Origin of the sequence: Mycolicibacterium aubagnense (genome assembly GCF_010730955.1) — a bacterium.
GTDB classification, from domain to species: Bacteria; Actinomycetota; Actinomycetes; order Mycobacteriales; family Mycobacteriaceae; genus Mycobacterium; species Mycobacterium aubagnense.
This window is the reverse complement of record NZ_AP022577.1, coordinates 4,481,705-4,501,187: the sequence shown is the minus strand read 5'-3', so window position 1 is coordinate 4,501,187 and position 19,483 is coordinate 4,481,705. Positions and strand designations below refer to the sequence as shown.

The 19,483-nt window shown below is 67.9% G+C and carries 20 protein-coding genes; 8 read left to right on the top strand and 12 right to left on the bottom strand.

Annotated features, from left to right (window positions below; translation table 11 throughout):
• Window positions 1–18: 18 nt before the first annotated feature.
• Genes G6N59_RS21550 through G6N59_RS21540 form a run of 3 tightly spaced genes read right to left on the bottom strand, consistent with a single transcriptional unit; the run spans window position 19 to window position 1,965 of the window.
• Window positions 19–648, bottom strand: a complete 630-nt coding sequence (locus G6N59_RS21550) for a methyltransferase domain-containing protein (RefSeq protein WP_138228866.1) — start codon at window positions 646–648, stop codon at window positions 19–21.
• A 1-nt stretch (window position 649) separates the two neighbouring features.
• Complete coding sequence (locus G6N59_RS21545; RefSeq protein WP_138228865.1) at window positions 650–1,312, bottom strand: TIGR04282 family arsenosugar biosynthesis glycosyltransferase; 663 nt, start codon at window positions 1,310–1,312, stop codon at window positions 650–652.
• Window positions 1,309–1,965 carry a glycosyltransferase family 2 protein gene (locus G6N59_RS21540; RefSeq protein WP_138228864.1) on the bottom strand — a complete coding sequence of 219 codons (657 nt, stop codon included), beginning with the start codon at window positions 1,963–1,965 and terminating at the stop codon, window positions 1,309–1,311. The genes G6N59_RS21545 and G6N59_RS21540 overlap by 4 nt, the downstream gene beginning before the upstream one ends.
• Window positions 1,966–2,081: 116 nt before the next feature.
• Between G6N59_RS21540 and G6N59_RS21535 the strand changes: the two genes are divergently transcribed.
• From G6N59_RS21535 to G6N59_RS21520, 4 genes are all read left to right on the top strand, one after another.
• A complete protein-coding gene (locus tag G6N59_RS21535) occupies window positions 2,082–2,768 on the top strand; it encodes a response regulator transcription factor (protein WP_138228863.1) in 687 nt (228 codons plus the stop codon).
• Window positions 2,755–3,780 carry a sensor histidine kinase gene (locus G6N59_RS21530; protein WP_138228862.1) on the top strand — a complete coding sequence of 342 codons (1,026 nt, stop codon included), beginning with the start codon at window positions 2,755–2,757 and terminating at the stop codon, window positions 3,778–3,780. The genes G6N59_RS21535 and G6N59_RS21530 overlap by 14 nt, the downstream gene beginning before the upstream one ends.
• Before the next feature lie 118 nt (window positions 3,781–3,898).
• Window positions 3,899–4,663, top strand: a complete 765-nt coding sequence (locus G6N59_RS21525) for an SDR family NAD(P)-dependent oxidoreductase (protein WP_138228861.1) — start codon at window positions 3,899–3,901, stop codon at window positions 4,661–4,663.
• 32 nt (window positions 4,664–4,695) lie between these two features.
• Entirely contained in the window at window positions 4,696–5,919 is a 1,224-nt protein-coding gene (locus G6N59_RS21520; protein ID WP_138228860.1) for an AI-2E family transporter, read from the top strand.
• Here the strand turns inward: G6N59_RS21520 and G6N59_RS21515 are convergent.
• Window positions 5,846–6,568: a DUF4245 domain-containing protein gene (locus tag G6N59_RS21515; protein WP_407665769.1), complete on the bottom strand. Its 723-nt coding sequence runs from the start codon at window positions 6,566–6,568 to the stop codon at window positions 5,846–5,848. The two genes, G6N59_RS21520 and G6N59_RS21515, sit on opposite strands and share 74 nt — an antisense overlap.
• A gap of 54 nt (window positions 6,569–6,622) precedes the next feature.
• Between G6N59_RS21515 and glpX the strand changes: the two genes are divergently transcribed.
• The 3 genes from glpX to G6N59_RS21500 all read left to right on the top strand — a co-directional run bounded on the left by glpX (window position 6,623) and on the right by G6N59_RS21500 (window position 9,649).
• Complete coding sequence (gene glpX / locus G6N59_RS21510; protein WP_138228859.1) at window positions 6,623–7,651, top strand: class II fructose-bisphosphatase; 1,029 nt, start codon at window positions 6,623–6,625, stop codon at window positions 7,649–7,651.
• Between the two features lie 29 nt (window positions 7,652–7,680).
• Window positions 7,681–9,114, top strand: coding sequence for a class II fumarate hydratase (locus G6N59_RS21505; RefSeq protein ID WP_138228858.1), 1,434 nt, complete (start codon window positions 7,681–7,683; stop codon window positions 9,112–9,114).
• 232 nt (window positions 9,115–9,346) lie between these two features.
• Window positions 9,347–9,649, top strand: coding sequence for a hypothetical protein (locus G6N59_RS21500; protein WP_138228857.1), 303 nt, complete (start codon window positions 9,347–9,349; stop codon window positions 9,647–9,649).
• A 33-nt stretch (window positions 9,650–9,682) separates the two neighbouring features.
• Here the strand turns inward: G6N59_RS21500 and G6N59_RS21495 are convergent, their stop codons facing one another.
• The 5 genes from G6N59_RS21495 to G6N59_RS21475 all read right to left on the bottom strand — a co-directional run bounded on the left by G6N59_RS21495 (window position 9,683) and on the right by G6N59_RS21475 (window position 15,960).
• Window positions 9,683–10,579, bottom strand: coding sequence for a polysaccharide deacetylase family protein (locus G6N59_RS21495; protein WP_138228856.1), 897 nt, complete (start codon window positions 10,577–10,579; stop codon window positions 9,683–9,685).
• Window positions 10,580–10,665: 86 nt separating this feature from the next.
• Window positions 10,666–11,979: an RNA 5'-3' helicase PhoH2 gene (locus G6N59_RS21490; protein WP_138228855.1), complete on the bottom strand. Its 1,314-nt coding sequence runs from the start codon at window positions 11,977–11,979 to the stop codon at window positions 10,666–10,668.
• 190 nt (window positions 11,980–12,169) lie between these two features.
• Window positions 12,170–12,991 (bottom strand): acyl-ACP desaturase, encoded by an 822-nt coding sequence (locus G6N59_RS21485; RefSeq protein WP_138228854.1) that lies wholly within the window; start codon window positions 12,989–12,991, stop codon window positions 12,170–12,172.
• Between the two features lie 116 nt (window positions 12,992–13,107).
• Complete coding sequence (locus G6N59_RS21480; protein WP_138228853.1) at window positions 13,108–14,592, bottom strand: glycine hydroxymethyltransferase; 1,485 nt, start codon at window positions 14,590–14,592, stop codon at window positions 13,108–13,110.
• A 132-nt stretch (window positions 14,593–14,724) separates the two neighbouring features.
• Window positions 14,725–15,960 (bottom strand): DUF885 domain-containing protein, encoded by a 1,236-nt coding sequence (locus G6N59_RS21475; protein ID WP_179970223.1) that lies wholly within the window; start codon window positions 15,958–15,960, stop codon window positions 14,725–14,727.
• Window positions 15,961–16,023: 63 nt separating this feature from the next.
• Between G6N59_RS21475 and coaA the strand changes: the two genes are divergently transcribed.
• On the top strand, window positions 16,024–16,962 hold the full coding sequence (gene coaA / locus G6N59_RS21470) for a type I pantothenate kinase (RefSeq protein WP_138228852.1): 939 nt from the start codon (window positions 16,024–16,026) through the stop codon (window positions 16,960–16,962).
• A 63-nt stretch (window positions 16,963–17,025) separates the two neighbouring features.
• Here the strand turns inward: coaA and G6N59_RS21465 are convergent, their stop codons facing one another.
• The 3 genes from G6N59_RS21465 to G6N59_RS21455 all read right to left on the bottom strand — a co-directional run bounded on the left by G6N59_RS21465 (window position 17,026) and on the right by G6N59_RS21455 (window position 19,476).
• Window positions 17,026–17,427 carry a hypothetical protein gene (locus G6N59_RS21465; protein ID WP_138228851.1) on the bottom strand — a complete coding sequence of 134 codons (402 nt, stop codon included), beginning with the start codon at window positions 17,425–17,427 and terminating at the stop codon, window positions 17,026–17,028.
• A 144-nt stretch (window positions 17,428–17,571) separates the two neighbouring features.
• Complete coding sequence (locus G6N59_RS21460; protein WP_138228850.1) at window positions 17,572–17,991, bottom strand: hypothetical protein; 420 nt, start codon at window positions 17,989–17,991, stop codon at window positions 17,572–17,574.
• Window positions 17,992–18,111: 120 nt separating this feature from the next.
• Complete coding sequence (locus G6N59_RS21455; RefSeq protein WP_138228849.1) at window positions 18,112–19,476, bottom strand: hypothetical protein; 1,365 nt, start codon at window positions 19,474–19,476, stop codon at window positions 18,112–18,114.
• Between the last annotated feature and the right edge of the window lie 7 nt (window positions 19,477–19,483).

Sequence of the window (19,483 nt, the reverse complement as noted above, 5' to 3'; positions counted from 1 at the left end):
GCTCTTCGCCCGAGAGGCTCATCGCAGGGCCAGACTCGCGAGCATCCGGTCCCCGACCGGATGCACATCGATGACCGACAGCCCCGCGGCACCGGCGATACCGGCCGCGCTGTCCACCCCGACCGTCGCCCACCGGAACCACGGGCCCACCGTCCGCGACGATTCCAGCCGCACCCACTGGGAGTTCACTCCGCTTGGGGCCGATTCGAATTCGGCGACGCACACGCCGCCGCGCCGGAGCAGGTCGGCCGCGCGGCGCAGGACTCGGACGGGGTCGCCGCCGAGGCCGACGTTGCCGTCGGCCAGCAGTACCGTCTGCCAGCGACCGATACCGGGCAGCGAGTCGAACACATCGCGGCGCAGCGCCGGCGCACCGCTGCGTCGCGCGAGTTCGACCGCGGTGGCCGACTGGTCCACCCCCAGTGCCGGCACACCGCGCCGGACCAGATCAGCGACCAATCGGCCCGGGCCACAACCGAGATCGATGGTCGGCCCGTGGCACAGAGCCAACACCGCCCGATCGAACCGCCGGTCGGCGCGACGACCGCCGAGCCAGTTGTGCACCGGCAGTCGGTGCTTGCTGCCATCGGCGTGCCGAATCCAGCACCGCTCCCCGACCAGCGCCCGCTCATAGAGGTTTCCGAACACATCACACCCCGATCGCCGAAGTCACAACCCGGAACCGGCTGTCCTGCCGACAGCACGCCCGCACGGCAGCGATGTCGTCGAGCACGTCGACATCGGGCAGTTCAGCCACCAGTTCCACCGCCAGGCCGCAGTCCGCCAGCGCGCGCAGGGTCCGGGCACCGGTGTCGGATCGCGACATCGGAACCGTGCGCAGACAGTCGGCGCAGCCGACGTCGCGCAATCCGAGTAGCCACCAGCCGCCATCCGGCGCCGGCCCCAGCACCGCGTCGGTGTGCAACAGGCGGCGGGCACAGTCGGCGAGGAGAGTCGCAGTGACCTGGGGTGTGTCCATGCCGATCTGCACCACCGGGTAGCCGGCCTCGCCCGCATCGTGGTGCGCATTGGCCAAACGCTCACCAAAGTCATTGCCGCGCTGGGGAATAACCGTGAAATCGGCCAGCCGTTCCCGAATCTCGGCCGCGGACCGCGTCGCGTCGACGTCACCGGTGAGGGCCACGACCCGCGCGGCCACCGGTGCGGCGGCCACCGCGTCCAGCGTGTCCAGGAGTGCCGCGGCAGCAACGTCGGCCGCCCCCGCCGCACCCAGGGCGGCCGCCAGCCTCGTCTTGGCCAGACCGGGCACCGGCGCCTTGGCCACCACCAGCACCGTCACCGGGACCGTCATGAGATCACCCGCAAGAAGTCCAGTGCGGCACGGAAACTACCGCGCAGCGAACCGCTCACCTTCGATTTGCCGCCGGTGCGCGGGCCGTAGCTAACATCACTTTCGACCACCTGCCAGCCGGCCTGAGCAGCACGCACCAGCAGTTCCAGGGGATAGCCGAACCGACGGTCTTCGACACCGAGTTTCAGCAAGGGCTCGCGCCGCGCCACCCGCATGGGCGCGATGTCGTGCACCGGTAGTCCGTACCGGGTACGCAATCGCCAGCACACCACCGCGGTGCCAAGTCTGGCGTGCCAGGGCCAGCGCAAACCGGGCACCGCGCGGCGCCGTCCGACGGCCAGATCAGCACCCCGATCCAGCGCCGCGACCAGGCGCGGCAACGATCGCGGATCCAATGACCCGTCGGCGTCGAGCACCGCAACCGTCGGGGTCCGCGCTGCCAGCACGCCGGCGTGCACCGCGGCCCCGTATCCGGCCTGCGGTTCGGCCACCACGTCCGCACCGTGGGCCAGCGCGACGGCGGCGGTTCCATCGGTGCTGTTGTTATCGACCACCAACGCCCGGTATCCGACCGGCAATGCCGCCAGAATCGCGGGCAGCGACTCGGCCTCGTTCAGACACGGCAGGATCACCGTGATCGGACTATCGGACATGATCCGACCGTAGGCCGCGCCGAGGTGCGCCGCCTAGGCTCAAATGATGACGAAACCGTGACATAGGTGCTGGTAGACGCCATGACCGGGGCGGTCCACGCTCTAAGCTGTCTGGTGTGACGAGGGTTTTGATCGCTGATGACGACCCCGTCGTGCGCGATGTGGTCCGCCGGTATCTGGAGCGCGACGGACACGACGTCTCCATCGCCCGCGATGGCAATGAGGCGCTGGCACTGCTGGATTCGGAGAAAGTCGACATGGCGGTGCTGGACGTGATGATGCCCGGACCGGATGGTCTGACGCTGTGCCGCAGCATGCGCCGCGGCGACGGCTACGGAATGCCGGTGATCCTGCTGACCGCACTCGGCGAGGAGGATGACCGGATCGCCGGCCTGGAGGCAGGTGCCGACGACTACCTCACCAAGCCGTTCAGTCCGCGCGAGCTCGCGTTGCGGGTGCGCTCGGTACTCCGTCGCGCGCCGGTTCGGAATGCCGCAGGTCCTCTGGAGATCACCACCGGCGGACTGCAGGTGTCGACGGCGGCACATTCGGTGACGGTCCACGGGGTCGCGATCAGCCTGACCAACCGGGAGTTCGATCTCCTGGTGTTCCTGCTCACCCACCCCGACACCGTCTACTCCCGTGACCAACTGCTGAAACTGGTGTGGCAGTGGGATTTCGGCGACCTGTCGACCGTGACCGTGCACATCAAACGGCTGCGCGCCAAACTCGGAGACGCCCACCGGGTACAGACGGTGTGGGGCCGCGGTTACCTGTGGGGAGGCGACCATGCTGTCGACTGATCTGTGGGAGATCATCGGCTGGGCACTGGCCTGTTCGGTGCCGGTGGTGGTCGCCGGCGCCGTGGTCATCCACGTCGCCCGCTCCTGGTCGCTGGCGGTGAGCACGGTGGCACTGGTATTGATACCCACTCTCGCGACCTTCACGGGTGTACTGGGCGCCAGCGGTTTCATGATCACCGAGACGTTCGAGCGCATCGCTGTGGTGTTGGTGATCGTCGCGGTCGTGACCATTCCGGCGGCCGTCATGCTGGCCCGCTACCAGGCCCGTCGCACGGTGTGGGAGCAGGAGATTCGCGCATCCGAACGCGCCGCCGAGCAGTCCCGGCGCCGACTGGTGGCTTTCGTGAGCCATGACCTGCGGACGCCGCTGGCAGGCATCCGCGCGGTGTCCGAAGCCATCTCTGATGGCGTCGTCGACAGCGACGAGGTGCGCGCACACGCCAAACATATTGAGCAGGAGTCGATTCGGTTGTCCGAGATGGTCGACGACCTGTTCGAGATGTCGAAGATCAATGCCGGGGCGGTGCAGCCGGCACACGATACCGTCGCGCTCGACGAAGTGGTCGATGACGTGTTGGCAGCGCATCGGATCGCCGCGGAGCGCGCCGGAGTGCAGCTGGCGGCCCAGCTGCCGACCGAACCCGTCCGGGTGATCGGGAGCGACCGGGCCCTGGTGCGGGTGCTATCCAATCTGGTGGCCAACGCCATCGCCCATACCCCGGAGGGCGGCCGTGTCGAGCTGACACTGGGTCGCGACGCAGAGGGCGCCTGGGCCCGCGTCGATGACACCGGCGTCGGGATCGACGAGGCGGATCTGGCCAGGGTGTTCGACGTCGCCTACCGCGGCTCCAACGGTCGCGTGCCGCGCGCTGATTCGTCACTGCCGAGCGGCTCGGGCCTGGGTCTGGCCATCGCCGCGGGACTCGTGCAAGCCCATCGCGGCACCCTGTCGGCCCGCAACCTCGACACCGGCGCCCGCTTCGAGGTGCGGCTGCCACTCGCAGAGTCGTAACGCCTGCCCGAATCGTCACCGGATTCACTGTCCGGCCTCGGATGTGTACAGATTGTGTAATCTGTACACACCGGAGGCCGTTTTGCCTGGCCAGCCGTCGATACGCCAGGAGAAACCAGTGAGCACACAGCGCAGCGCCCTCATCGTCGGTGGAGCATCCGGTATCGGCTGGGCTTCCGCCCAGGGGCTGGCCGCGCAGGGATACCGCGTCGTCATCGCCGACCGGAACGCCGAACTCGCCGAGGCCCGCGCCACCGAACTCGGCGCACCGCATACCGCGGTCGTCGTCGAAGTGACCGACGAAGCGTCCGTCGCCGCCGCATTCGAGCAGGCCGGCGCACTCGACGCCGTGGTCAGCTGCGCCGGGTTCTCGACCTTCGGACTCATCGTGGACATGCCGGTCGCCGATTTCCGCGCCGTCGTCGACTGCTGTCTGACGGGGTCGTTCATCGTCGCCAAGTACGCCGGCCAACGGCTGCGCGAGGGCGGGTCCCTGGTGTGCATCTCGTCGCTCAACGGCCGCCAGCCGGCCATCGGCATGAGCGCCTACAGCGCCGCCAAGGCCGGCCTGTCGATGCTCACCCAAGTGGCCGCACTGGAGTTGGGCCCCAAGGGAATTCGCGTCAACGCCGTGGCCCCCGGCTTCGTGCACACCCCGCTGACCGAGGGCGCGGCGCTGATCCCCGGCGTCGTCGACGAGTACGTGGAGAACACCGCGCTGGGCCGCGCCGGCACCCCCGCGGACATCGCGAACGCCGTGCTGTTCCTGTGCTCGGAGCAGTCCTCATGGATGACGGGCGAGGTGCTCGACCTCAACGGCGGCGCGCACCTGAAGCGCTATCCCGACATCATGAGCCACCTTCTCAAGCTCGCGTCGGGGTAGCCGCCGGACCCACATCCGACAGAATCACCGTCATGGACACCGAGTTCACGGTCACCCAGAAGCGGGCACTTGCCGTCGCGACGGCGCTCGCGGTCGGATTCGGCGCATATTTCCTGCGCGGCCAGTTCATCCTGGTCGTGATCGCCGGAGTGGTGGCGTACCTGTTCACCCCGTTGTTCCGCCGGCTCTCCAGGCGGCTGCGCACCGGCCTGTCCGCCGTCCTGACCGTGCTGGCCGCACTGGTCATGGTGATCGTGCCGATCGGGGCAGCCATCGCCATCGGCGTCGCCCAGATCACCAACATGGTCCGCAACGTGTCGGACTGGGTGAGCCGTACCGACATGGGCGCGCTCGGCACCCGCTCGATACAGGCCGTCAACGACCTACTGGCACAAACCCCGTTCCTGCACGACGTGACGCTGACTCGGGAGTCGCTCCAGAAATGGATCATCACGTTCGCACAGCGCGCCGGCGAATGGGGCCTGAACGTGCTGCAGGACGCCGCGGGCGGACTGTTCGGCGCACTGGCCGGCGCGGTGATCTTCCTGTACGTGTTCATCTCGCTGTTGGTCAACGGCGACGAAGTGATCCTGCTGATCCGCCGGCTCAATCCGCTCGGCGAGGAGGTCACCGACCTCTACCTGGCCAAGATGGGCGCCATGGTGCGCGGGACGGTCCTCGGCCAGTTCGTCATCGCACTGGCCCAGGGTGTGGCAGGCGCAATCTCGATCTACATCGCCGGATTCCACGACGGTTTCTTCATCTTCGCGATCCTGCTGAGCGCGCTGTCGGTGATCCCGCTCGGCGGCGGCATCGTCAGCATCCCGTTCGGGATCGGCATGGCGCTGTTCGGCAATGTCGGCGGCGGCCTGTTCGTCATCGCGTTCCACATCCTGGTGGTCACCAACATCGACAATGTGCTCCGGCCGATCCTGGTGCCCCGGGCGGCCCGGTTGGACTCCGCACTGATGTTGCTTTCGGTGTTCTCCGGGATCGCGATGTTCGGTTTCCTGGGCCTGGTGATCGGCCCGGTGCTGATGATCGTCGTCGTCACCACGATCAGCGTGTATCTCGCCGTGTACAAGGGCGTTCCGCTGAGCGAACCGGAACCGGACGGACCGCGCGCCCCGGGGCGCCTCACCCGGCTGATCACCGCGATCCGGGCCCGCCGAACACCGCCCGCTAAGGCAGCGGCGTCGCCTTCTGCGTCGCCTCTGCCAGGGTCCGGTAGTCCACCGCACTCGCCGACCCACTGACAGCCACCTGCGCCGGCCCGGTCGGACCGTTGAGCTTGGCGGTCCAGATCGGCTCGGTCCCCTGCTGGTCCTCGCCCGCACCCTCGTAGACCACCCAGTGCACGCCACCCAGGTCCTGCGCCCCGGTCGGGTACATGCCGCTGTGGATCGAGGACACCAGCTTCGGCTCGTCGGCGTTGCTCTGGATCAGCGCCACATACATGCCTGCGGCCGTGAGATAGCCCACCTTGGACGTCACCGCCCGCGCGGGCTGCTTGGTGACGGGGTCGGTACGGCCGCCGTCGATGCTGCCCCGCGATCCCGAATTGGCATGCCACCCGTCCGGGAGTACCGGCACCCGGATCGGGATGTGCAGCGCCGCCGCGTCGGCCTTGAGCGCGGCCGGCGCGTCGTACTGCGGCGCCGGGCCCTTACCCGGCCCCTGCGGCGCGAACGAGCACATCCCGAGCATCCCAGCCAGGGCGATGCACGCCACGACCAGCGGCGCGATGGACCAGAACATGTCGCGGCCGTCCTGCAGCAGCCGGTCCTTGGCCGGGCGCGGCACCGGCACCGACTGGCCCTCGGCAACCACCTTGGGTTCGGCGGCCGGCCGCCCATCAGCTGCTGGGGCGGGCGGACCCCCAGGCTCCGGGGATGATGACGTCACGGTGCTCAGTATCCCAGCTCCCCGAGGCGCGCTGTCTAATGGGACAATCTGCGCATGACGCCTTCGCGCCGGGAAGCCCCAGACCGCAACCTCGCACTTGAACTCGTACGGGTCACCGAAGCCGGGGCCATGGCCGCCGGCCGCTGGGTCGGCCGCGGCGACAAGGAGGGCGGCGACGGCGCCGCCGTCGACGCCATGCGTGAGCTCGTCAATTCGGTCTCGATGCGCGGCGTCGTGGTCATCGGCGAGGGCGAGAAGGACCACGCCCCGATGCTCTACAACGGCGAAGATGTCGGCAACGGCGACGGCCCGGACTGCGACTTCGCCGTCGACCCCGTCGACGGCACCACCCTGATGAGCAAAGGCATGCCCAACGCCATCTCGGTGCTGGCGGTCTCCGAGCGCGGCACCATGTTCGACCCGTCGGCCGTCTTCTACATGAACAAGATCGCCGCGGGCCCCGACGCCGCCGACGTCATCGACATCACGGTCCCCATCGGCGAGAACATCCGCCGCGTCGCCAGGAAGCTCAACGAATCGGTCGCCGACGTCACGGTGTGCATCCTGGACCGGCCCCGCCACGCCCAGCTGATCAGCGAGGTCCGCGAGGCCGGTGCCCGCATCCGGCTGATCTCCGACGGCGACGTCGCAGGCGCCATCTCCGCCTGTCGTCCCGAGTCCGGGACCGACATCCTGGCCGGTATCGGCGGCACGCCCGAGGGCATCATCGCCGCGGCCGCCATCCGCTGCATGGGCGGCGCCATCCAGGCCGTCCTCGCCCCCACCGACGACGACGAGCGCCAGCAGGCGCTGGACCGCGGCTACGACCTGGACCGCGTGCTGACCACCGAAGACCTGGTCGCCGGCGACAACGTGTTCTTCTGCGCCACCGGCGTCACCGACGGCGACCTGCTCAACGGTGTGCGGTACTTCGCCGGCGGTTGCACCACCCAGTCGATCGTCATGCGTTCGAAGTCCGGCACCGTCCGGATGATCGAGGCCTACCACCGGCTGTCCAAGCTCAACGAGTACTCCTCGGTGGACTTCACCGGAGACCTCTCCGCCGCACACCCCCTGCCGTAATTTCCGTTCACCTCAACAAAAGGGAGCACATGTCCGACAACGCTGTCGAAGTGGAGTACCGGATCGAGCACGACACCATGGGCGAAGTCCGGGTGCCGATCAACGCCCTGTGGCGCGCGCAGACGCAACGGGCGGTGGAGAACTTCCCGATCTCGTTCCGCGGCCTCGAGCGCACCCAGATCCGCGCCCTGGGCCTGCTCAAGGGCGCCTGCGCCCAGGTCAACAAGGACCTGGGCCTGCTGGCCCCCGAGAAGGCCGACGCGATCATCGCCGCTGCCGGTGAGATCGCCGACGGCCTGCACGACGACCAGTTCCCCATCGACGTGTTCCAGACCGGCTCGGGCACCAGCTCGAACATGAACGCCAACGAGGTCATCGCGTCGATATGCGCAGCGGCGACCCCTCCCGTTGATGTCCACCCCAACGACCACGTCAACATGTCGCAGAGCTCCAACGACACCTTCCCCACCGCCACGCACATCGCGGCGACCGAAGCTGCTGTGCGCCACCTGATTCCGGCGCTCGAGGTGCTGCACGAGTCGCTGGCCAACAAGGCCCGCGCGTGGCGCACCGTCGTCAAGTCCGGCCGTACCCACCTCATGGACGCGGTGCCCGTCACCCTGGGCCAGGAGTTCGGTGGCTACGCCCGCCAGATCGAGGCCGGCATCGAGCGGGTGAAGGCGACGCTGCCCCGCCTCGGTGAGCTGGCCATCGGCGGCACCGCTGTCGGCACCGGCCTGAACGCCCCTGACGGCTTCGGCGCCAAGGTCGTCGAGGTGCTGGTGAGCCAGACCGGCATCGCCGAACTGCGCACCGCCGCAGACTCTTTCGAGGCCCAGGCCGCGCGCGACGGACTCGTCGAGGCGTCTGGCGCGCTGAAGACCATCGCGGTGTCGCTGACCAAGATCGCCAATGACGTGCGCTGGATGGGCTCGGGCCCACTGACCGGTCTCGGCGAAATCCAGCTGCCGGACCTGCAGCCGGGTAGCTCGATCATGCCGGGCAAGGTGAATCCTGTTCTGCCCGAAGCGGTTACCCAGGTCGCCGCACAGGTCATCGGCAACGACGCGGCCGTCACCGTCGGCGGCCTGTCCGGTGCCTTCGAGCTGAACGTGTACATCCCGATGATGGCCCGCAACGTGCTGGAGTCCTTCACTCTGCTGTCCAACGTGTCGCGACTCTTCGCGTCCAAGTGCATCGACGGCCTGGTCGCCAACGAGGACCACCTGCGCACGCTGGCGGAGTCGTCGCCGTCGATCGTGACGCCGCTGAACTCGGCCATCGGCTACGAGGAGGCCGCCAAGGTCGCCAAGGAAGCCCTCAAGGAGAAGAAGACCATCCGGCAGACGGTCATCGACCGCGGCCTGATCGGCGAGAACCTCTCCCTGGCGGAGCTGGACAAGCGCCTCGACGTGCTCGCCATGGCGAAGGTCGTCGATGAGCGCTTGCGCGGAGAGAGTTAAGAGAGCCGGCGATCGACTTCTGTCAAAAGTGCCCTCTTCCTTTGGGAAGGGGGCATTTTTGCTGCGTGGGCAGCGCCGTTCTCACACGGCCGAGCGTCCGGAAGTGAACAGCTCCTTACGGGCCAGACACTGCGGGGAAACGGGATCCGGTCGGTGTGTTTGCGATTGTGTTGCAATGGCGGCCGACCTCACTGAGTCCCATCGAGGTGCCCGGCTGGATGCCGTCCCGTGCATGACGCACGGGCGCTACCACACGCCACACACGCATGCCGCCGAGCCGCTACCGAGACACCAGGCCGATGTCCTCAAACTCGTGACGACATCACCGAGCCAGCGGAATGCGGATGTGCTGCAGGCCCGGCTGTTCATCGAACTGCTCGAAGATGAACTGGCCGAGCTGAATTCGCAGTTGGCGGCCACCGAACGGCGGGCTGCCAAACAGGGCGCCGACAAGCATCTCGACGTGCTACGTGGCCGGATCGCCGACATCATGGCGATGGTCGACGCGATCGTCGACCGCTTCCCCACTGCCTGACCCCGCGCCCCTCGGGCAACGCTAACCGAGCAGCTACTGCCCGTTGTTCACGCCACCGGAGTTGGCGCCCGGGATGTCCGTGATCGGGATGTTCGGCATCGGCAGGGGCGACGGGGTGTTGGGCAACGTCGGAATCTCGGCCGGCGGAATGTCGGTCAGATCGTTGACCGGCGGACCGTTCTCGCGGCTGCCGTAACTGGTGCCCGGCTCGCGGTGTCCGACCAGCTGACTGACGGTCACCATGTGGTAGCCGTTGGCCTTGAGCACCGGGATGAACTGCTGCACGAGATCGACGGTCGACGAATAGGTGTCATGAAAAAGTACGACAACACCTGGCTTGATCTGCGTCATGAGCATGTAGCGGGTGGCCGCGGTGTTGGAGTCGTTGGCCCAGTCGAATGGGATGACGTCCCAGTTGATGTCGGCCAGGCCCTGCTTCTTGGCCTCGGCGAGCACCTGGTCGTTGATCAGGCCGCCGGCGGTGCGCATCAGCTTGGGACGTTGGCCGGTGGCGGCTTCGATGGCGTCGCTCGCCTTGGACAGCTGCGACGGGATGTCCTCCGGCGGGATGGTCGTCATGTTGGGGTGTTCCCAGGTGTGCTGGCCGAGCTCCATCCCGGCGTCGACCACGCGTTTGGCGCCGGCCGGGTTGGCGGCGACCTTGTTGCCGATCTCAAAGAATGTCGCCTTGGCGTCGTTGTCCTGGAGGATTTTCAGCAGCCGGTCGGTGTATGGGCTGGGACCGTCGTCGAAGGTGAGCGCGACGCATTTGTACTTGCTGCAGTCGACTTCGTCGGCCTTGGCGACGTGGCCGGTCTCGCAACCGACGACGAGGATGGTGATACCGGCGCAGACGCCGAGCACGGTCCGCCAGTAGGACCAGGCCTTGGATTCGGGTCGAGCATCGGGTCGACGTCGGCTTTTTAGCACCTAATCACTTTACCGAGGCCGCGATTTGTGCACGAAAACGTACGCTCAGCGCGCCGAACCGTGCACAAATCGCGGCTCGGCTCACATCACGGCAAGGTGCCGGGGGTGATCTCCTCGAGCATTTCGGTGACCAGCGCGGCGATCGGCGAGCGTTCGCTGCGCATCAGGGTGATGTGCGCGAACAGCGGGTGGCCCTTGAGCTTCTCGATGACCGCGGCGACGCCGTCGTGCCGGCCGACGCGCAGGTTGTCACGCTGTGCGACGTCGTGCGTGAGCACCACCCGAGAGCCTGAGCCCAGCCGCGACAGCACCGTCAGCAGCACGTTGCGCTCCAGCGATTGGGCCTCGTCGACGATGACGAACGAGTCGTGCAGCGAGCGGCCGCGAATATGGGTCAGCGGCAGCACTTCCAGCATTCCGCGCGACAGCACCTCTTCGAGCACGGCAGGGCTGGCCAGCCCTTCGAGGGTGTCGAAGACGGCCTGCGCCCACGGGCCCATCTTCTCGCTCTCGCTGCCCGGCAGGTAACCGAGGTCTTGTCCACCAACGGCATACAGCGGCCGGAACACCACGACCTTGCGCTGGGTGCGGCGTTCGAGCACCGCCTCCAGACCGGCGCACAGCGCCAGCGCCGACTTGCCGGTACCGGCCTTGCCACCGAGGGAGACGATGCCGACGGATTCGTCGAGCAGCAGATCGAGAGCGACGCGTTGTTCGGCTGACCTTCCCCGGAGGCCGAACACTTCGCGATCACCACGGACCACCTGCACCCGCTTCTCGGCGTTGACCCGGCCCAGTGCGTGCGACGTGCCACCGAGCAGCCGAATTCCGGTGTGGCACGGCAGATCCCGAGCCTCGAGCAGATCGACCTCGCCGTCGGCGAACAACGCGTCGATGTCTTCCGGCGCGGCGTCCAGCTCGGTCATCCCGGTCCAGCCGGACGTCACGACGTCCTGCGCGTGGTACTCGTCGGCGATCAAGCCGACCGCACCGGCCTTGACGCGCAGCGGAATGTCCTTGCTGACCAACGTGACTCGCTTGCCCTCGGCGGCAAGATTGGCGGCGCAGGCCAGGATCCGGTGATCGTTGGTATCGGTCCGGAAGCCGGAAGGCAGCACCGACTGGTCGACGTGGTTCAGCTCAACCTGCAGCGTTCCACCTTGTGTCCCAACAGGAATCGGCTGATCGAGCCGACCGTGCTCCAATCGCAAGTCGTCGAACATGCGCAGCGCCTGGCGGGCGAACCAGCCCAGTTCGTGGTGGTGGCGTTTACCCTCCAGCTCACTGATGACCACCAGGGGGACAACCACTTCGTGCTCGGCGAAACGCGTGCACGCCCAAGGATCGGACAGCAACACGGAGGTATCGAGCACGTAGGTACGGACCTGCGAATCAGACACGTGGCGCTCCTCGGCCCGTGCGGCCCCACACGAGTACTTCGGTGGACGCAGCGGTACCGGGACCGGGGCCGGTCCCAATCTCTAATCGGGTACCGCCCGGATAGCAGAGCAGTTCGCTAGCCATCACCGGCGACGGTACTCCCGGCGGCCGTCCCCCGCAGACTGGCGCGCCGTGACTGTTTTGTGACGTCTAGATGAACTGGGCGAGCGACGGTTCGTCGCCGAGACCCCACGCCGTGATGCGGTCGGAGATGACGGTGCGCAGCGCGGCGGCATCGAAGATGCCCGCGTCGGCAACGACCTGGACCTTGTCCTGGTAGGCGTCGATGTCCGCACCGATGACCTCGAGGCCCGCGGCCCGAGCCGCGATGGCGGCGATGGTCTCGTCGCGGCGCGTCTCCAGCAGGTGCGTGACCAGGTTGGCGAAGAATTCCTCGTGCCGCTCTTCGTCACGTGCGATGCGGCCGGCCATGGCGGCGAGCACCGGCTCCTCGATCTGAGCCTGCAGGTTGCGCGTGAAGACGGCGTGCGCACGCTCGAAGAACGCCATGAAGACCAGCGTCTCGATCTGGCTGAACTTGTCGGCCCGGTAGCCCTTCATGACGTGCTCGACGCGCACGTCCTCGTTGGCGGTCGGGTCGATCTGGCGGGTGACCACCAGGTAGTTGCGCAGCGCGATGGCGTGCAGGTGCTCCTCGGCGGTCCAGCGGCCCAGCCAGCGGCCCCACTTGTCCTCGAGGATGAAGTGTTCGACGAGCTCACGGTGGTAGCCCGCGAGGTTGTCCTTGGTGATCAGCAGGATTTCCAACGCATCGGTGACCGGCTTGGGCAGCGTCACGCTGGAGGCATCCCAGTCCGTGCCGCCGAGGAAGGCGAAGTTCTCGCCTTGCTCGAACGGCACGTAGTCATGGGCGTACCAGGCTTCCTCAGTCGCGAGGTGCCGGGACAGCTCGGTGTCCACCACGGGCTCGAGCTCGAGGGTCAGTGCGTTGGCAACCGGTTTCTCAGCCATGAAAGTAACTGTAACCCGAATTCACATGTTTTTGAAATCAACCCGCCAGACGAAGTTGGGGCCTATGACCGGAATCTCACGATGCCGGTCACAGGCCCCACGTTCGATGCCAAAACTCAGAGCGTCAGACCCGGGTACAGCGGGTTGGCGTCGAGCATCTCGGCCGATGCCGCGCGCACGCGGTCGGCGGTGCCGTCGGCCAGCGTGTACTTGGCCTTGGACGGCCCGTTCGGGCCGGCGTCGGCCGAAGCGTTCTTGAGCACGTCGACCACGAGCTCGGCGACCTTGTCGAACTCGTCCGCGCCGAAGCCGCGCGTGGTCAGCGCTGGGGTGCCGAAACGGATGCCGCTGGTGTACCAGGCGCCGTTCGGGTCGTGCGGGATGGAGTTGCGGTTGGTCACGACGCCGGCGTCCAGCAGCGCCGACTCGGCCTGCCGGCCGGTCAGGCCGAACGACTGCACGTCCAGCAGCACCAGGTGGTTGTCGGTGCCGCCGGTGACCAGCGTCGCGCCGCGCTTGAGGAAGCCTTCGGCCAGCGCCTTGGCGTTGTCGGCGACGTTCTGGGCGTAGGTCCGGAACTCGGGCTGACGGGCCTCGGCCAGCGCGACGGCCTTGGCGGCCATCACGTGCGACAGCGGGCCGCCGAGCACCATCGGGCAGCCCTTGTCGACGGCCGGGGCGTATTCCTCGGTGGCCAGCACCAGGCCACCGCGCGGGCCGCGCAGCGACTTGTGCGTCGTCGTGGTGGTGACGTGGGCGTACGGCACCGGGTCCTCGTCGCCGGTGAACACCTTGCCGGCGACCAAGCCGGCGAAGTGGGCCATGTCGACCATCAGGGTGGCGCCGACCTCGTCGGCGATCTCGCGCATCTTGGCGAAGTTCACGCGGCGCGGGTAGGCCGAGTAGCCGGCAACCAGAACCAGCGGCTTGAACTCGCGGGCGGCAGCGGCGACGGCGTCGTAGTCGATCAGGCCGGTCTGCGCGTCGGTGCCGTAGCTGCGCTGGTGGAACATCTTGCCGGAGATGTTGGGGCGGAAGCCGTGCGTGAGGTGGCCGCCGGTGTCCAGCGACATGCCCAGCAGCCGCTGGTTGCCCAGCTTGTTGCGCAGCTTCTCCCAGTCCTCTTCGGACAGGTCATTGACGTTCTTGGCACCGAGCTCGGCGAGGCCGGGCGCCTCGATTCGGGTGGCCAGGATGGCCCAGAACGCCACCAGGTTGGCGTCGATGCCCGAGTGCGGCTGCGCGTAGGCGTACGGCGCGCCGAACAGCTCGCGCGCATGCTCGGCGGCCAGGGCCTCGACGGTGTCGACGTTCTGGCAGGCGGCGTAGAACCGGTGCCCGACGGTGCCCTCGGCGTACTTGTCCGAGAACCAGGTGCCCATGGTCAGCAGCACGGCCGGCGACGCGTAGTTCTCGCTGGCAATCAGCTTCAGCGAACTGCGTTGGTCGGCAAGCTCTTTCCGGGTCGCGTCAGCGACGCGGGGCTCAACCTGCTCGATGACCCGCAGCGCCGCCTGGTAGGCCTCGCTGGCGGTTGCGGCGTAGCCGGCACCCAGGCCGGAGGTGGCAGAAGCGCCTGACACAGTCGAATCCAAGGTCATGCGTTCAGCCTAGTCGGCGGGGGTTTGACGGCCCAAGCGGCCACCGGCGCACGCTCGGCGGCCGCGAGCGTTCGCAAAATCCACACGCGGCACGGTGTGTCGTCCGCCGACACGCACGCTCGCGGCCAAGAACTAGCCCGCGCGCAGGCTCGACGGGATCAACGGTTCGTCGAGCAGCCGGCCGAACCGCGCAGTGAGGCTGACGTCGTCGGGCCGGGCGTCCAGCCAGCCGCGCAGCAAGCGGTAACCCTCGACATAGGTCGACGTGTACGCCCGCCACAGCGGCGACGACAGGAACCGCATGGACTGCCGGGCCCGTTCCGGGCTGGTGAGCAGCCAGCGCTGCAGGAAGGCGACGACGTCGTCGGCGTCGCGATGTTCGTCGTGCAGCATCAGTGCGGCGTCCTGCCGGACGTCGGCCAGCGCGGCACTCGCCGCGGAGATTGCCTCGGCGCGTTCGCCGTCGAAGCGAAGGCCCAGGTCGGCGTAGATCTCGGCGGCCCAGCTGCCCCAGTTGTCGGGCACCGCCGCGTGCAGCGCCAGGTCCGCCAGCCCCTCCGCCATCAGGCACTGCGGGGTGTTGACCAGGAAGATCGTCTGCTCGGCCTGATCCTGCCCGGCCACCAACCCGAACTCTTTGCGGCAGTGCTCGGTGTGATGACCCGGGTACGACTCATGCGCCACCAGCCGCGGCAGGTTCGACATCTGCTGCTTGAGGTCCGCGTTGACCGCGACCGTCGACCGGTAATTGCCCTCGTAGTAGTTGAAGCCGGACCACGGCTTGTCGGTGACGATCTCGTAGTTGATGGTCTCGGTGTCCGGCAACGGGAAGTCGGCGCGGACCCGGTCACGCAGCGCGGACGAGAACGCGTGGATGCACTCCTCGAGCCGCTCGGGCGGAATCTCCTCACCGGAGCGGTGGGCCTGCATGCGCTCGACCAGCGGGCCGCTGCCGCCCAGCGCTTCGTCGAGTGCCCGGTGTGCCTCGCGGTACCGGTCTTCGTCACCTTTGGCGATCGAGACGTCGAAGTAGTCGCGGACCTCGTCGACGAAGCCGACGTCCTCCCCCGCGAACTTGCGGCCCGCGCAGTCCAGAGCCCGCAGATGCGCCTTGAGATAGTCCGCACGCTGCGGGTTCAGTCCGGAGCCGTCGACCTCGTCGTGCAACCGGCGCGCTTGCCGGGCCAGGGCCGCGGGATCCGGCGCGGGCTCGTCGGCGACCGCGCGCCGCAGCGCGGGGTCCCCGGTGAACGAGTCGACGTACCCCTCCTCGATGCGGTCGAACCGCAGACCGAGCAGCAGGTAGTCGCGGATCAACCCGTCGACGGCGGTGTCGGGAACCGGCATCGGGATATGCCCAGTGCTCATACCCGCCCACGTTAGCCGGTACCCCCGCGTTCACCGCCCGGCAATTACTGCAAGACTGAGCACATGCCGCGGCCGAGCGAGCCGAGTCCCTACGTCGAGTTCGACAGGCGCCAATGGCGCGCACTGCGTATGGCGACTCCCCTGAAACTCACTGCTCACGAACTGCTGGGCCTGCGCGGTATGGGCGAGCAGCTCGACCTCCTGGAAGTCGAAGAGGTCTATCTGCCGCTGGCCCGGTTGATCCACCTGCAGGTCGCCGCCCGGCAGCGCCTCTTCGCCGCCACGGCCGAGTTCCTCGGTGAGCCCCAGCAGAATCCGGACCGACCGGTGCCGTTCATCATCGGCGTGGCCGGCAGCGTCGCCGTCGGCAAGTCGACCACCGCCCGCGTGCTGCAGGCGCTGCTCGCCCGGTTCGGCCACCACCCGCGGGTCGACCTGGTCACCACCGACGGCTTCCTGTATCCCAATGCCGAGCTGACGCGGCGAAAGATCATGCACCGCAAGGGCTTTCCCGAAAGCTATGACCGCCGGGCGTTGATGCGGTTCGTCACCGCGGTCAAGTCGGGCGCCGACCAGGCGTCCGCCCCGGTGTACTCGCACCTGATCTACGACATCGTGCCCGGCGAGAAGATCGTCGTCCGGCACCCGGACATCCTGATCATCGAGGGACTCAACGTCCTGCAAACCGGGCCGGCCCTGATGATCTCGGACCTCTTCGACTTCTCGGTGTACGTCGACGCCCGCATCGAGGACATCGAGCAGTGGTACGTCTCGCGGTTCCTGGCGATGCGCGCCGGCGCGTTCTCGAACCCGCAGTCGCACTTCCACCACTACTCGACCCTGACCGACGAGCAGGCGATCTTCGCCGCCCGCGACATCTGGCAGTCCATCAACCTGCCCAACCTGATCCACAACATCCTGCCGACCCGGCCGCGCGCCACCCTGGTGCTGCGCAAAGACGCCGACCACTCCATCAATCGCCTGCGCCTCCGCAAGCTCTAAGCAGCGATTTGTGCACGATTTTCCGCGGCGGTCGCGGAAAATCGTGCACAAATCCCCAGAGAATCAGGCGCGGCGCACGCCCGCGTACTGCAGCTCCGCCATCGCCAGCGTGTAGACCGCGCTGACGATCATCATGGCCACGCCCGTCGTCGTCAGGGGCCAGACATCGTCGACCACCGCGAGTACCGCAGCGATGGTGAAGCCGACGTTGCCGATCGCGATCACGATGCCGGGGCGCCGCACGGCGGCCATGGTCGACAACCCATAGACGCCGACGCCGTAGACGACGAGGACCGCGGCCAGCACATAGACGGCCGACTGGGGGATGCCGGACTCCGACGCCACGGCGCCGGCCGCAGCCGCCATGATGACGCCGACGGCGCCGCTGATGAGGGCATCGGCGCGCAGGGCCAGGCGCAGCAGACGATCGGACCGGACGCGGGCAGGTGCGGTGATGGTGGTCATGGAATTTCCTTTCATCGAGGGGTGACTTCGGCGTGATCTGTCACGTTGATCGATGCGAATCACGCCGAAATCGCTGGGGAAGGCCGGCGCGGGGACGTCAACTGCAACCTCTGTCAGCGACGCCCCCGCCCGGCGGGTAGGGAGTCACGCCAGACGGCGTACTCCGAGGTACTGCAGCCAGGCGCAACCCAGCCCGACGGCCATGACCGACAGGACCAGGACGTTGCCCGCGGCGGTCAGCGGGAGCACTCCGGAGGCCAGCACACCGAGTACCGCGACGGTGGCGACGAGGTTGCCGATCAGCACACCGGTCCCGACGCGCCGAATCCTGGGCACTGCGGCCAGGACGTACAGAGCAAACCCCCACGCAACCAGCACCGCGCCGATGATCCATTCGGACGTCGCCGACAGACCGGACAAACGAGACAGCGGATCAGCGGTGAAAGCCATCAGGAGACCGGTCAGCGCGCACAGCGTGCCGTCGAGTCGCAGGGCGAAACGGATGAGGGAATCGGAACTGTCAGATAGTGGCCGGGTGTGGAGCCCGGGGTTGATTGCGGTCATGGCGGTCGCTCCTTGCGGTGCGGGTCGGGGGACACCCATGACACTGCTCAGATCCTGCTGCCAGATCGACGCTGATTACTGCCAGGCACTGCCAACCGCAGGTCAGCGCCCTGTAGACAGCTAGCTCAGCGTTGACACCGGGGTGCCGCGCAAGTCGGCGGCGATCACCCGGGCGGCGGCGTTCTGCCAGTTGTGCAGCGACCGCTGCGGCACCTCGGTGACGAACCACTGCCACGCCTGGCGCGCCACCGGGTCCAGCCCCGCCGCGGTGGCGTTCTGCGCATAGGCGCGCACCCCGACGACGTACGGGAAGTACAGCGAGTTGTAGTGCCGCCACTGCTCGGTGGTGCCGAAGTCGCCGCCGTCGCGCGGCTTGAGTGCCGCGATGCGATCGGCCAGCAAATCTTTGAGCTCGTTGGCGCGCTCCAACGGCTGGTCGGGCGCGCCGCGGCGGGCCAGTCTGTCGTCGATCACCGGCAGCGTCGTCAGCGGAGATGCGACGAGCTTGGAGAGGTCGGCGTAGTGGCCGAGCGCCCGCCGGGTCAGCCGGACGAAGGTCTCGTCGTCGACGTGGTCCAGCGGGTTGGTGGCGCGCAGCGGCAGCGCCGCCTCGGTGCGACGCAGCGCGGCGCGGTCAGCCCGCAGATCCGGCTCTCCGGAGAACGCCAGCCGGTCCAGCAGTCCGGACAACGGATCGGCCAGGACGTTGATGGCGATGGCCACCGCGAGACTCGTGAACAGCAGCACCATCAGTGCCAGAGGCTTGTCGCTGACCGCCAGGCCGATCAGTACCTGACCGCCGAACACCACCGACACCGCCATGCTGCCGACCAGCGAGCGGCGCATGCCGGCACGCAGGGCCTGTCCTTCGTCGAACGCGTCCCACCATGCGACCGCGATACCGAGCAGCAGCACGTCGAAGGCCGCGGACGCCAGCACCACCCAACTGGGCAGCAGCCCCAGCGGGATCAGCAGGATCGCGTTGCCGAGCCCGAAGAACAAGGTCGCCGCCACCACGGGCGCGACGATCTTGCGCGACGACGCACCGCGGCGCAGCCGCCGCACTGCCAGCACGAGCGCCCCGAACGCCGACAGCGCGATGGCCCCGACCATCAGCCAGTGCCCGGGTCGCAGCGGCGGATGCACACCACCGGAGAGCCCGGCCCCGACCAATGCGATGGCTGCCACCGCGGCCACGACAAGGGCGCCCCACCGGCTGCGCGCGGAATCGACCGGCCGGGCCAGTTCGAGCAGCACGGTGAGCCAGGCGATGCCGGGCAACACAGCCAGATATGCCTCGACGTGGCTGAGCGGACCCGTCGGTGCGGCACCGGCCAGCCGGACCGCGTCGACGGCGACCACGACCGCGAAGCTGCACAACCCGACCGCGGACCACGCCAGGATCGGCTTACGGGGATCGCGCGCCAGCAGGTACAGCCCAAGCCACCAGCTCAGGGCGAAGACCACTGCCGACAGCGCAGCCATGTCTTCA

Bases quoted from the DNA above. Each gene is read 5' to 3' on its own strand.
- G6N59_RS21545 (WP_138228865.1), bottom strand. From the start codon at position 1,312: ATGACGGTCCCGGTGACGGTGCTGGTGGTGGCCAAGGCGCCGGTGCCC.
- G6N59_RS21540 (WP_138228864.1), bottom strand. From the start codon at position 1,965: ATGTCCGATAGTCCGATCACGGTGATCCTGCCGTGTCTGAACGAGGCC.
- G6N59_RS21530 (WP_138228862.1), top strand. From the start codon at position 2,755: ATGCTGTCGACTGATCTGTGGGAGATCATCGGCTGGGCACTGGCCTGT.
- G6N59_RS21520 (WP_138228860.1), top strand. From the start codon at position 4,696: ATGGACACCGAGTTCACGGTCACCCAGAAGCGGGCACTTGCCGTCGCG.
- glpX (WP_138228859.1), top strand. From the start codon at position 6,623: ATGACGCCTTCGCGCCGGGAAGCCCCAGACCGCAACCTCGCACTTGAA.
- G6N59_RS21505 (WP_138228858.1), top strand. From the start codon at position 7,681: ATGTCCGACAACGCTGTCGAAGTGGAGTACCGGATCGAGCACGACACC.
- G6N59_RS21500 (WP_138228857.1), top strand. From the start codon at position 9,347: ATGACGCACGGGCGCTACCACACGCCACACACGCATGCCGCCGAGCCG.
- G6N59_RS21485 (WP_138228854.1), bottom strand. From the start codon at position 12,991: ATGGCTGAGAAACCGGTTGCCAACGCACTGACCCTCGAGCTCGAGCCC.
- G6N59_RS21480 (WP_138228853.1), bottom strand. From the start codon at position 14,592: ATGACCTTGGATTCGACTGTGTCAGGCGCTTCTGCCACCTCCGGCCTG.
- G6N59_RS21475 (WP_179970223.1), bottom strand. From the start codon at position 15,960: ATGAGCACTGGGCATATCCCGATGCCGGTTCCCGACACCGCCGTCGAC.
- coaA (WP_138228852.1), top strand. From the start codon at position 16,024: ATGCCGCGGCCGAGCGAGCCGAGTCCCTACGTCGAGTTCGACAGGCGC.
- G6N59_RS21465 (WP_138228851.1), bottom strand. From the start codon at position 17,427: ATGACCACCATCACCGCACCTGCCCGCGTCCGGTCCGATCGTCTGCTG.
- G6N59_RS21460 (WP_138228850.1), bottom strand. From the start codon at position 17,991: ATGACCGCAATCAACCCCGGGCTCCACACCCGGCCACTATCTGACAGT.
- G6N59_RS21455 (WP_138228849.1), bottom strand. From the start codon at position 19,476: ATGGCTGCGCTGTCGGCAGTGGTCTTCGCCCTGAGCTGGTGGCTTGGG.